Origin of the sequence: Nevskia soli DSM 19509, from assembly GCF_000711955.1 — a bacterium.
Classification (GTDB): Bacteria; Pseudomonadota; Gammaproteobacteria; order Nevskiales; family Nevskiaceae; genus Nevskia; species Nevskia soli.
The window spans coordinates 165508-179082 of record NZ_KL543998.1 but is presented as its reverse complement, the minus strand read 5'-3'; the positions used below and the strand labels follow the sequence as shown (position 1 = coordinate 179082).

General features: G+C 59.3%; 6 protein-coding genes. 5 read left to right on the top strand and 1 reads right to left on the bottom strand.

Going from position 1 to position 13575, the window contains the following annotated elements; genetic code table 11:
• Nucleotides 1-40 precede the first annotated feature (40 nt).
• From BP26_RS29025 to BP26_RS0123270, 5 genes are all read left to right on the top strand, one after another.
• Nucleotides 41-3817: a beta strand repeat-containing protein gene (locus BP26_RS29025; protein ID WP_084183370.1), complete on the top strand. Its 3777-nt coding sequence runs from the start codon at nt 41-43 to the stop codon at nt 3815-3817.
• A gap of 111 nt (nt 3818-3928) precedes the next feature.
• Nucleotides 3929-9655 (top strand): RHS repeat-associated core domain-containing protein, encoded by a 5727-nt coding sequence (locus BP26_RS28005; RefSeq protein WP_029922947.1) that lies wholly within the window; start codon nt 3929-3931, stop codon nt 9653-9655.
• Nucleotides 9656-9672: 17 nt separating this feature from the next.
• The gene (locus BP26_RS29865) at nt 9673-9945 is read left to right on the top strand and encodes a hypothetical protein (RefSeq protein WP_157572724.1); all 273 of its coding nucleotides are present in this window, start codon (nt 9673-9675) and stop codon (nt 9943-9945) included.
• A 1088-nt stretch (nt 9946-11033) separates the two neighbouring features.
• On the top strand, nt 11034-11300 hold the full coding sequence (locus BP26_RS0123275) for a metal-sensing transcriptional repressor (RefSeq protein WP_029922946.1): 267 nt from the start codon (nt 11034-11036) through the stop codon (nt 11298-11300).
• A gap of 7 nt (nt 11301-11307) precedes the next feature.
• A complete protein-coding gene (locus BP26_RS0123270; protein ID WP_029922945.1) occupies nt 11308-12180 on the top strand; it encodes a nickel/cobalt efflux transporter in 873 nt (290 codons plus the stop codon).
• A 414-nt stretch (nt 12181-12594) separates the two neighbouring features.
• Here the strand turns inward: BP26_RS0123270 and BP26_RS0123265 are convergent, their stop codons facing one another.
• On the bottom strand, nt 12595-13494 hold the full coding sequence (locus BP26_RS0123265) for an ATP-binding cassette domain-containing protein (RefSeq protein ID WP_084183369.1): 900 nt from the start codon (nt 13492-13494) through the stop codon (nt 12595-12597).
• Nucleotides 13495-13575 lie beyond the last annotated feature (81 nt).

The window sequence follows — 13575 nt, the reverse complement described above, 5'->3', positions numbered from 1 at the left end:
CTATGTCCCCCGCAACTAGGGAAGTCTGTCGGGGAAAAACATGTCGGCACAATGTTCTGGGCGCAAAAATGCGCTCACGTGGGTGGCTTTTGTCCGCATTTTGCTGACGAAGTCCCTGGCGCGAATAACTTTACAGTCGCGCCTGCCGCGTGCCTGGCTCGGCATGGCGGCAGTTGCATTGTCGGCGGTATTTCCAAGCTTCAACGCCGCGGCAGCCGGTGCCCAATACGTCTATGACAACGGCGGCCGACTTGTACAGGTAATCGCTCCGGATGGATCGAGCGCCCAGTACACGTACGATCCGGCCGGAAATATCCTCAGCATCAAACGGATTGCCTCGACTGCATTGGCGGAGACGGGAACATCCGTTGCCAGTGGCGCTGTCGGCAGTACATTGACGATTTACGGCAGCGGATTCTCGACAACCGCTTCCAGCAACCAGGTCTGGATCAACGGTGTTCTCTGCACCGTCGTGTCGTCAACGGCCAACAGCATCATGGTTATCGTGCCTGCGGGCGCCACCTCGGGCCCCATCAAAATCACCGTCGCCGGCACTACCGTCACGAGCACCGCCAGCTTCAATGTTGCGGCTGCGATACCCGCGCCCACTATTTCGTCAGTCAATCCTACAATTGCCGCCGCTGGTGCCAGCGTGACCATCACCGGTAGCAATTTCCAGGCAAGCGCTGCGAACAACAAGGTGACTTTTGCCCGGTCGTCCGCTTCCATATCTGCGGCTACGGTTACTTCGATCACGACGGTCGTACCTGCCGGATATCCCTCGGGCCATATTTCGGTATCGACGCCTTACGGTACCTCCGCTAGCACCCAGGATCTTTTCGTTCCTCCGAACGGCCATGTTGCAGCCGACGTTGCGGCGACCGGCCGAATCACCGTGGGCGGCCCTGCCACTAATGTCACTCTCAGTGCCGCTGGCAAGATCGGAATGGTCCTGTTTGATGGCCAGCAGGGACAGCAAGTCAGCCTGCAGCTATCGAACCAAAGTTTTCAGACCAATTGCGCCTATGGATCGGTCGTCCTTCTGGGCCCCTCACCAGGAAATACTGCAATAGGCTTCACTAACTTCTGCACAGGTGCAGTGCGAGTGGCATTGCCCACGACGGGGACTTATACCCTGATCTTCACGCCGGGCAGCGCTTCGGACACGGGAAGCGTCACGATCAAGGTTGCAAACGCGGCGCCCGTACTAATGACCACCACCATAGGTGGGTCGGCCGTGACCGCGACGACTACCGTGCCGGCACAGCAGGCGATGATCGCGTTCACCACCAGCATGGCGAATCAAGTAGTCAGCGTTCAGGTAGTCAGCGAGACCTATCCGACGAACTGCTACAGCGCGACACTTTCGATCATCGGTCCGTCTCCTTCTACAACCCCTGTTGGGAACACGAATATCTGCCCAGGAGCAGCCCGGTTCACATTGGGCGCGGCTGGCACCTATAGGATCCTTGTCGCTCCAGCGGGAAGTGATACCGGCAGCATAACTTTGAAGCTTTTCAACGCCACGCCGGTAGGCGGCCCGATTGTCGCTGGCGGATCAGCTGTTGTGGTGACGACGACTGCTCCCGCACAACAAGGCATTTTGACATTCTCCAGCACGGTCGCGAATCAAGTCGTCAGTATTCAGGCATCCGCTCAGACCTACCCTAGCAACTGCAATTACGGGTCGATCGTGATTACTGGCCCTTCTCCGGCGACTACGTATAACGGCTCGATGAGTTTCTGCGCTGGCGCGAGTCGCTTCACGCTAGGAGCTGCTGGCACATATACCATCGTGGTAACGGCGAATGCGGCCGATACCGGTAGCATCAGCCTGCAGCTGTACAATGCCACGCCGGTCACGGCCTCTCCCCCAATCGGTGGATCTGCTCTGGTAGTCACCACCACAGTTCCGGCACAGCAGGCGATCCTGACGTTTGCGACAACGGTTGCGAATGAAGTCGTCAGCCTGCAGGTCTCTGCCCAGACCTACGCCAGCAACTGCAATTACGGGTCGATTCAGATTCTTGGCCCGTCCCCGGCGACTACGCAGGTGGCCAGTACATCGTTCTGCTCTGGAGCGAATGCCTTCACGCTTGCTGCGATAGGGACCTACACCATCGTACTGACCCCCAATGGCGCCGATACCGGAAGCATCACGCTGCAGATCTACAATACGACACCCTGGAGCCAGACGGTTTCGGCCAACGGCACAGCCACGACCATGTCCATCACGGTGCCGACGCAGCAGGGGCGCCTTAGCTTCAGCGGAACGTCGGGCCAGCGCATCAGCCTCCAGGTTTCGAACGATACCTTAAACGGCACTGGAGGTTTTTTCGCCCTGACCCTCCTCAACCCGGACGGGTCTACGGCATACAACAATGGACTCACCAGTGGGCCGACTTTTGGTCCCTTCACGTTGACACAAACTGGTACGTTCACGTTTGTGGTCAACCCATATGGGGCCGGCACTGGCTCCCTAACTCTTCAGGTGAACACCGTACCGCCTGATTTGTCGGGTCCAATCCCGACGAATGGAACGGCGACGACGATGACGGTTGGCACACCGGGTCAGGGCGCCGCCTACACGTTTAGCGGGACCGCTGGCCAGAGAATCAGCTTTACGGCGACGAGCAGCACCCTCACCAATAGCTGGTATGACGTAACGATTCTCAACCCCGACGGCGGCACGCTCAAGACGTTCTCTGCGTACGGATCCACAGCATTCAACGGCCCGATCACCCTGGTCCAAAGCGGCACTCACACGCTCAAGATCGTGCCCGAACAGTGGGGGACGGGATCGTTGGTCGTCGAGATCTATATCGTCCCGCCGGATATCTCGGCTGCGATTTCAACCAATGGATCGGCCACCACCATGACGGCGACCACGCCAGGCCAGGGAGCTCTCTATACATTCAGTGGAACCGCAGGCCAGAGAATCAGCTTTGTGGCGACCAGCAACACGCTCACCAGTAATTGGTATGACGTAACGATCCTCAATCCCGATGGCAGCACGCTCAAAGGATTCTCCGCATACGGATCCACTACGTTCAATGGGCCTACTACTCTGACGCAATCCGGGACCCACACACTCAAGATCGTGCCGGAAAGCGGTGGAACCGGCACGCTGACCCAGAAGCTCTACATCCTGCCTGCGGATGCCACCACCGCGTCTCCGGGTGATGGTTCGGCGGTCACCCAGACCTCAACGACCCCGGGCCAAGGCATGGACTACACCTTCAGCGGGGTGGCCGGTCAAATGGACAGTTTCTGGCTGAGCTTTTCGCTCACGCCCAGCGGCGAATGTCCCAACATGACGGTCTACAACCCTGATGGCAGCACATTTCAGAATTTGAGTTATATCTGCGGCAGTCCGAAGTTCTTTGGCCCTTACACACTTACCCAGACAGGGACATTCAAGGTGATTGTTTCTGATTCGGGCGGCGGAACGGGAACGGCGACGTTGCAAAGGTACATTGTCCCTGCCGACGTAAGCGCTTCGGTGGCCGTCAATGGCAGTGCCGTTACCCAGACCATGGGGACGCCCGGGCAGGGAGTCGATTACCCCTTCAGCGGTACATCGGGGCATCAGGTCACCATCAACTTGACGTACTCACTGACACCCAGCGGCGATTGCCCCGGGATGACGCTCTACAACCCCGACGGAAGCGTGGTGCAGAACTGGTCTTACATCTGCGGGAGTGGCGTCCACAGCACCGGAGCGCTGACCTTGGCCCAGTCAGGAACATTCAAGGTGGTCGTGGCCGATACCGGTGGAGGGACGGGGACAGCGACCGTTTCCCTAACGGGCAATTGAGGTGGTGAAGTGATGGGCGTTGCATTCAGCGATGTTGTGCATTGCACGTCCCGATGAAGTGATGGCGTTTAAAAACCTTGTAGCCAGGTCTATCGAGTTGGGGATTTGAAAGTGGGGGAAGTCGTGACGAACAAAAGTCAGTATCGCAAAGCATATCGGGGTTACCTCGCCAAGGGAGCGCTGCACGCACTGGCGATGTTTCTGCTGGTTGCAACCGCCGGTACGCAGGCGCAATACGCATCTGATACGGCAACCGCACATGATGTCACAGCGGCGGTGACCAATGTTTCGTCTCCACATCCCGTCGCTGCACCCGGCCAGAGCCTAACGCAGCTGCCGGATGGCAGCTGGCTGGCGATTGGCGGCAGTGAGCACCCGGTTGACCTGGTTCTGGAGCATGCCAGTGGCTCACGCATCGCCACGCTGTCCCTCCATCTGGCCCAAGGCCGTTCCGGCCACAGTGCAACGCTGCTGCCCGACGGCACCGTGCTGGTTTTCGGTGGGGTGGATAGCGGCGGCCGCGCGCTCGATAGCGCCGAAGTAGTCGATCTGTCCAAGATGACGATTCAGTCGCTCGCCGCCACAGGCTTGCTTCCGCGCGCCTACCACAGCACCTCGGTTCTTTCCGACGGCCGTGTACTGGTTGCCGGCGGTGTAGGCAAGGACGGCACTCCCTTGCTGCAGGCGGAGATCTACGACCCGGCGTCGCACCAGGTCGAAGTCCTGGATGGGCAGCTGGACCATGCCCGCCTCAAGCATCTGGCGGCGATGGTTGGCAACAGCTCCATCCTTCTGTGGGGCGGCTCGGACGGGGATGGGCGGATTCTGGCCAACGGCTCTGTCTATAACCCAGCCGCCGCCCAGTTCTCCGGGGTAGGCGGCGACCAGGCCCTGCTGATGGCGCAAAGCCTGTCGAACGCTGTGCCGCCCGCGGTGGTGGAAACCCGGCCTGCCGGGAATACCACGGCCGTGCCCATCGGCAAGCCCCTCATGGTGCACTTCAACAAGCGGATGGCGGTAACCAGTCTCAACGCCGACACGGTCACCCTGATCGGTCCCAGCAGCGTCACGCCCGTAAAGGTTGTCCCGGTGGAAGAGGGTGCGCTGCTGTTTGTGACCCCGGCCCAGGAGCTTCAACCTGCCGCCAGCTATACCCTGTTCATCAATGGCGCGACGGACCAGAACGGCCGTCTGCTGCCTTTCACGGCGATCGGCTTTACCACGGAGTCGTTGAGCCCAAAGACCGATTCGAGCACCCAGGCTGCCGCCAAGGGCACCAATTCCGCATCGACGGCCAGTACGCCAGATGGCGTCTCAACCAAGGCAAGCGCTTCGGCGGCGGCGTCCAGCACCAAGGTTCTCGCTCCGGTCCAGGGCAAGAAGTCGGTTTTTGGATCGCCGGCCTATTTCTGGCTGCCGAAGAGCGCATCAGACCTGTTCTCGCTCATTGACCAGGCTCACGCCACCCATGAATCCCTTGTGGCCAGCATCGACGCCAGCGATGAAACCTGGACGCCGGGGGCCGCCAACTATCACGGTAAATGGACCAGCGGCCATGGTCACTGGGGGCAGTACCATCCGCCCGCCAATGAAACTCTGGGCCGCGCATTGTATGGCCACCCCGAAATTACCGGAGCGATGGCGAAACTCAGGCCGGGTACGGTTGCCTCGGGAATGCTCAAGAAGCTGGTGCCGGCGCGTGCGCTGACGCCGGAACGGGGTGTGACCGCGATCAGCGGACAAGTCCTGCGCCTCAACAGTCGCCCGCTGGCGAATGTCAGTCTTTCGATCGGCAACCATGTCGTGCGTACCGACGCCAACGGCGAATTCGTGCTCCGCGGCGTGCCGGCAGGCCACCAGGTCATGGTGATCGACGGCGGCTCCGCCGACGAGGGCCAGCGGCAATATGGGCGCTACGAATACGGCATCGACGTCGTCGCCAACCAGGTGAATGTGCTGCCTTTCGTCATCTGGATGACCCGCCTGGACAGCGCCAACGCATTGAATATTCCGTCGCCGACGAACAGCCAGACGGTGCTGACCAATCCGAAGATCCCGGGCCTGGAATTGCGTATTCCGGCAGGCACGGTGATCCGCGACGCGCAAGGCAAGGTCGTCACGCAGCTCAGCATGACGGCGATTCCCACGGACCAGCCGCCGTTTCCGCTGCCGAACGTGCCGGTGCCCACTTATTTTACTATCCAGCCGGGCGGGGCCCATCTGGAAGGTGCTAACGGGCACGTTACCAAGGGTGCCCAGCTGGTTTATCCGAACTTCACCAGCTCGGCCCCCGGCTCCCGCATTACTTTCTGGAACTACGATTCGACCGGCAAGGGCTGGTATGTCTACGGCCAGGGTACCGTCACTGCCGACGGCAAGCAGGTTATGCCGGATCCGGGTGTGGTGATCTATGAATTTACCGGGGCGATGGTTTCGGTTGATGGCAACGCACCGAATTCGGGGCCCGCCGAAGGTGGAAGCGGTCCCGGTATTGGTTCGGGTAGTGGCTCCGGTAGTGATCCTGATCCAACGAATCCGTCCCCTGATCCGAAGAATAAGCCGCCTCATTGTGGTGACCCTGTAGATTGCTCGACAGGGCTGTTTCTCAACGAGGAGACCGACTTCAGAATTCCGGACGTGATGCCGGTCGTTTTACGGCGAAGCTATCGTCCTCAGGACAGTGCTTCTCGTGCCTTTGGTGTTGGAACGAATCTGTCTTACGACATGTTCATGGTCGGCGATATGAATCCGTATACCTATCAGGATCTCATCTTGCCGGATGGAGGGCGTATTCACTACCCGCGTATTTCGGCGGGAACGAGTTGGACTGACGCGGTTTACCAGAATGTATCAACGCCTGGAAAGTTTTATGGGTCGGTACTCAAGTGGGACCTGAGCACGGGATATGCCTGGACGCTAACGCTGAAGGATGGCACGGTTTATTCTTTTGCAGATGAGGCGGGATCGACCTCGGCACGCGCAGGGGCAGTGCGGGCAATCAGTGATCGGTTCGGTAATACGCTGACCTTGACGCGAGATGGAAACTACAACCTCACGCAGGTTACCTCCCCGAATGGACGTCATCTGAATTTTATATATGACAGCAGTAACCGCGTAACACAAGCCAGTGACGATCTTGGACGTACCAGCGCCTATACCTATGATGCGATCGGGCGGTTGATCAAAGTCACCGATCCGGCCGGATACTTCGAGCAGTACACGTACGATGCAAATAGCAACATGCTCACGGTGACCGATAAACGCGGCAACCTGATGGTGACTAACACCTACGATGGGAATGGTCGCGTTAGCAAGCAAACATATGCCGATAGCACGACATTGCTGTTCGCTTACACTGTGGGTGGCAATGGAAAGGTCACGCAAACAGATATTACGGATCAACGCGGAATCGTCCATAGAGAAATATTCACTTCGAGTGGCTATCTGAGCTCAGTTATTCGGGCGATGGGACGGCCGGAACAACAAACAACGACGTATACGCGCGATCCAGTAACAAATCTTCTCAGTACCACTACGGATGCATTGGGCCGTGTGACAAGTTATACCCACGACGCCTTAGGTAACCTGACTCAAATTACGCAGCTTTACGGGACAGCGAATCCAGTAACGTCGAATATGCAATACAGTTCGCAGTTCGGCTTGCTCACGCAAATAACGAATGCCAATGGTTTTGTAACTACGATGAGCTACGACGGCTCCGGAAATCTGGTGCAGGTACAAGACCCGCTTGGCCACCTGTCAAACTATACCTACGATGTCGAGGGCCGTCTTCTGACTGCAACAGATGCAAACGGGAACACCAATTCCTTCACCTATTTCGGCGGTGATCTAGTGAGCGCGATCGACGCATTGGGTCGGAAGATGGTAGTACGTACCGATGCGGTTGGTCGTACTATCGGTACTGTCAATCCACTGGGCGCCCAATACAGCACTGCTTACGATTCGCTCAATCGGATCATTAATTCTGTTGACCCTAATGGAAGCCAGCTTCAATTTGGTTTCGACCAAAATGGGAACAGGACAAGTCACACTGACGCTAACAATCACGTTGCCGCATATACGTTCGATGCTATGAATCATGTTGTAACGAAGACCGATTCTTTATCATTTAGCGAAAGCTATGGCTACGATCCAATTGGCCATCTAATCCGGCGGATAGACCGCAAGCAGCAGGTCAGCGGGTGGACATATGACGGACTTGGGCGCGTGACACAGGCCGGCTTTGGCGCGACGGTTGCGAATCCCACTGCTTATACCAGCACGATCAGCCAGACTTGGGATGCCGGGGACCGGCTGACCCAGGTGGTCGATTCGGCGAATGGTACTATCGGCCGTAGCTACGACGCACTTGATCGAATGACGCAGGAAACCACGGTTCAGGGAACTGTCAATTATACGTATGACGCAGGTGGCCGACGCACCAGCATGACAGTTCAAGGTCAGCCGACCGTGAATTATACTTGGGACAATGCTAATCGCCTTAGCCAAATTCAGCAGGCAGCAGGCGCCAGCAACGGCAACATTGCGCAGATCGTTACCTTCCAGTACGACAATGCCAACCGCCGCACTCTGACCATTTTGGCGAATGGCGTCCACGTGGCGTATGCCTATGATGCTGCGAACCAGCTATCCGGCATCACCTACACCCAGACAAACGGCGGCTTAATCGGGAATCTGGCCTACGGCTACGATCTTGCTGGACACCGCACCTCTGTCAGCGGCAGCTTGGCCAATGTCAACCTACCTGCAGCAATTGCAAGCGGAGTCTATAACGCCAACAACCAGCTTGCGCAGTGGAACGGCGTGACCTACAGCTATGACGCCAATGGCAATCTTCTGAACGACAGTAGCCGCACCTATACCTGGAATGCAAGAGATCAGCTAACTAGCCTTGCCGGCATATCGAGCGCCAGCTTCCAATACGATGCCGTAGGGCGGCGTATCGGTAAAAACATCGGAGGTGCGACTACCGGCTATCTCTATGACGGTGGCAACTTCGTACAAGAGAAGAATGGGGCCGGTGCCACCGCTGCGATTACCGCAAACCTACTGACGGGAGGAACGGATGAAACCTTCGTGCGCATGACGAGCACCAGCATCAACACGCCACTGCTCGATGCGATGGGCAGCACGATTGCGGAAACCAATACGGCGCAGGCGATCATAACGAATTACAGCTACGATCCGTACGGCGCTACTACTCAAAGCGGTATTAGCACAGGTTCCAGTCAGCAGTACGCAGGCAGGGAGAACGATAGCACCGGACTTTACTACAACCGTGCACGTTACTATAGCCCAGCAGCGGGCCGCTTCACGCAAGAAGACCCGATTGGATGGGCTAGTAGGCAGGCGAATAATTATGCCTATGTTGGCGGGAATCCCGTCACCCGGACTGATCCGTACGGGCTAGCCCCTCCATATATGGGAGTGATCCCTGGGTACCCTGGTATGTCACTCGATCAGGTCGCCCAATCCGCGGTCGCTCAAGGAGCAACGAATGCCGCTCAGTCTGGTAACGCTGGCGGCAGTCCATGCACTCCGGGCGATCTGGGGCACAACATTGGCCTTGGGGCGGGGGCTGGAGGCATTCTGGGATTTGGTGCCGGCGTGCTGATCACGGCGAATGTCATAGGCTTCCCAGAGGTTGAAGTTATCGAAGCAGGCGGTACCGCTGCCGGGAGTCTTGCTGTTTTGCTCACATCGTTGTCTGAGCCAGCGGGGTCGCTTGCTACTGGCGGGCTTGTGGGTTCAATGTACGGTGCAACGCTCGGCGGAGCGGCTGGAGCTGGCTTGACCAATCCGTGTTCGTGTCAATAGAACCCGAGGAGCGCAGAGTGAATAATGCTTTTAAGTGGGCGGGTACTTCGATGGTCGGTTGTATGGTCGCGAGCCAGGTGGGCTTTTCTTTGCCCCTATGGGTTGTTTTTGCAATTGATTCCAACTCCAATGGGCAGCTCACGCTTGGAAGGGCAGTTCACATTGCTATTGTCACTAGCCTTGCTGGCCTCGCCTTCGGTGCACTTTTCTGGGTGACATGGGTAAAGCCGCTGCGTGAACGGCTGAAGAGCAAGGGGATGCTGAGAGAGCCGCAGGATAGACGTCGCTGAGTCCCAGCTCGTGGAGGGCGGAGGAACTCCGACCGGCCGGATTCAACGCAACATGCAGTCAGATCCACGTCATACCGGATCCTCAGATCGTTGGCCATGCTTCGTAAATGCTTCTTGATGGAAGCTGGTGTTTCGACGTCGAACCCATCAATCTCCCAGTTACAACGTCCGTTGGTCACCAGTATGAGAAGAGGCAAGTACTTGGCGGCACAGGCTTCCGACTCTGAATGGCTTTGCGAACAGCCATTTTCAAATCTCTACGAAAGGGACGGGGTCGCGAGAAATCAATCAGAGATGGCTTTTGCAGGGGCGATCGACGCCTAGACAAAATTCGGCTGCTCGCCCTTGGAAGCCATCCGCGTTTGGGCCAATACCTCTTTTATACGGTTCACGTCGACATAAGCCGTTTCCCTGGGTGTCCATATACGAGTCAGGTGGCAACTTGTTCAGCTTGCGCAGGTTTCGCTGCAGCGCTTTCTATTGATGCCGCCGCCTTGTTTCCTCTGGTCCGGGCTTCTTTGCAGGCGGGCATACGTCCAGAAAGGTTGCGCGCACTTGTTGGATCGGCCGGGGTTAATCTGGAGAAAGAAGTTGCGTTTGCCGAGCGGCTGTTGGCAATTGATCCTAGGCGCGCTGGTATAGGTTCGGATCAGATTGCCGCGGCGCGTAGTGCTATTTCTCAGTAGAGCCGCGCGTTCAAATTCAACTGAGGCCCCGAATGGCACTTACCTCGTTTGAATCTGAACGAATCATGGCAGCTGGACCGGACCTCGCGCTCGCCGGCAGGACCAGGCCGCGCTTTTCAACGTCTGAACCTGCGGCCGATTAATAGAGCGATTCGCCCGTTCCCTTGATATCTCCACATCTTTTAGTGCTTTCTTTGCGGACTTACAATGATCGGACCCTTGATGCGGATATTTGCACTCTGCGTCTACTGCGTCTTTCAGGACCTGTATTTCTTTCATCCCACTCTGAATAAAATATACTTGCAAGGTGTTGCCGGTGGTGGTTTTCGGGCCTTTACTTGAAGCCAGAAGAGGGTAGGCCAGTCGTTTTATATACCATAGGGGGGTATGGTATAGTGCCGCATGAGCCACCCCACCGCCGGCACCGCCAATCCCGAGATCGTCAAGCGCCTGCGCCGCGCCATCGGCCAGCTCAACACGGTCGTCGCCATGATCGAGGACCATCGCGAATGCGCCGAGGTGGCGATGCAGCTGCAGGCGGCGGAGAAGGCGGTGACGCAGGCCAAGAAAACCTTCATCCACGAGCACATCGCGCACCGCTTCGAGCCCGGCGACACCGTCTCGCGCCAGGCCCTGGCCGAGCTGCACGAAATTTCGAAGTACCTCTAAGGCCACGATGACCCCCATCACCGAACTGCTGCGCGAAGGCAGCGCCAACGCCTGGCTGTTCGCGCCCAGCGCCATCCTGCTCGGCGCGCTGCACGGCCTCGAGCCCGGCCACTCCAAGACCATGATGGCCGCCTTCATCGTCGCCATCCGCGGCACCGTGGCCCAGGCCGTGATGCTCGGCCTGGCCGCCACCGCTTCCCACACCGCCGTGGTCTGGGCCGTCGCCCTGCTGGGCATGCACTTTGGCAAGGAGTTGGGCGGTGAGCGCACCGAAGCCTGGTTCCAGCTGGCCTCCGCCGTCCTCATCATCGCCATCGCCCTGTGGATGGCCCGGCGCACGCACCGCGAGCAGCATCCCGCCCATGCGCACGATCATGGCCATCATCATGACCATTACCATCATGATGATCATGGGCATCATGCCGATCATGACCGCCACGGCCATGGGGCTCATGACCATCACGCCCACCCATCTGCCTTCGAGGCCATCCCGGCTGAATTCCAGGATGCCCACGAACGGGAACACGCCGAACAGATCCAGCGCCGTTTCGCCAACCGCAGCGTCAGCAACACCCAGATCATCCTGTTCGGCCTGACCGGCGGCCTGATCCCGTGCCCCGCCTCGATCACCATCCTCCTGCTCTGCCTGCAACTCAAGCAGTACTCGCTCGGTGTCGCCCTGGTCCTGTGCTTCAGCATCGGCCTGGCCCTGACCATGGTCATGACCGGCACCCTCGCCGCCCTCAGCGTGCGCCACGCCAGCAAGCATTTCAGCGGCTTCGGCGAACTGGCGCGCAAGGCTCCCTACGTTTCCAGCCTGCTGATCATCGCCGTGGGCCTGTACACCGGCTACCTTGGCTGGACCGGCATCCACGCCTGATCCGGCATCCAGAACCGGAAAATTCCCTTTTGCCGTCAATCCAGCGCAGGCCGGCACCGTGTGGCAGGCGAAATCCAGGCACGGAACCCGAGGCTGAACCCGGATAAACCAACCTGAGCGTCCCGGTACGTTAAAACACGTCCCCGGACCTCCTGGACCACCCGGAAGCCTGCCCATCCGTCCGGAAAACCTGCCCGAAAAACACACGCTCATCGCATGCGTGCCAACAAAAACCCTTGGCACACATGGCACGCATGGTGTTTTTGCCCATGGAATGCCACACCCGCTGCAACTGCGAATTCCCGCTTCAAATCACCCGGCGAATGTAGGGCGGGTCCGCGACCCGCCTGTCGCGGTTGCCGCGCAATTGGACGAAAGACCAGCCGCGAGCTTCCGCTACCTCCGGCTGCTCCCTCAAATCACCCAGCGCACCCCTTCCTGCCGCAGCGCATCGATCTGCTCCGCCGGCGAGGCGAGCGCCCCCGGATCGGCCCCATGCTGTTGCAAAACCCGCGTCAGCACCCGGTCCTCCAGCGCCGCGAACTCCTGCGACCCCCGCGCCCGCGGCCGGGCCAGCCCCAGGGCCTGGTCCAGCCCGATGGCCCCATCCTCGATCACCACCACCCGGTCGGCCAGCGCCACCGCTTCCTGCACATCGTGCGTGACCAGCAGCGCGGTGAACCCATGCTCGCGCCATAGCCGCTCGATCAGCGCATGCATCTCGATCCGCGTCAGCGCATCCAGCGCTCCCAGCGGCTCGTCCAGCAGCAACAACTGCGGCCGGTGCACCAGCGCCCGCGCCAGGGCCACGCGCTGGCGTTGCCCGCCGGACAGCGCTGCCGGCCAGTCCTTCGCGCGGTCCTCGAGTCCCACATCGCGCAGCGCATCCCGCGCCGCCGGCAACGCCGAGCGCGGCAGTCCCAGCCGCACATTGTCGATCACGCTCTTCCACGGCAGCAGCCGCGCGTCCTGGAACATCAGGCGCACTTCCGGCCGATCCTCGCAGGCCGGGCAACTGCTCGCCGCGCCGATCTCCAGCCTGCCGCCATCGGCCTGCTCCAGCCCGGCGACGATGCGCAGCAGGGTGGACTTGCCGCAGCCGCTGCGCCCGACGATGGCGACGAAGCTGCCGCGCGCGATGTCCAGCGACAGGCCGCGCAGCACTTGCCGCTCGCCGTAATGCTTTTCCAGTCCGCGGATTGAAACAGCCAGTCCGTTGCGGTCTGATGCAGGGATCGCAGCGCCAGCCACCGGACGTTCGCGCCCGGCCGGCGCGCTGTCGCGCAGCAACTGCGTGCGGGCGGCGGCGCTCATTGGTAGCCCCGGAGAATCGCCGGGGCTACCCTCACCCCACCAATCGCTCCGCGATTGGTTCCCCCCTCTCCCGTAATGCGG

Excerpts from the sequence above, each read along its gene's own strand:
- BP26_RS29025 (WP_084183370.1), top strand. The coding sequence starts at position 41 with ATGTCGGCACAATGTTCTGGGCGCAAAAATGCGCTCACGTGGGTGGCT.
- BP26_RS0123275 (WP_029922946.1), top strand. The coding sequence starts at position 11,034 with ATGAGCCACCCCACCGCCGGCACCGCCAATCCCGAGATCGTCAAGCGC.
- BP26_RS0123270 (WP_029922945.1), top strand. The coding sequence starts at position 11,308 with ATGACCCCCATCACCGAACTGCTGCGCGAAGGCAGCGCCAACGCCTGG.
- BP26_RS0123265 (WP_084183369.1), bottom strand. The coding sequence starts at position 13,494 with ATGAGCGCCGCCGCCCGCACGCAGTTGCTGCGCGACAGCGCGCCGGCC.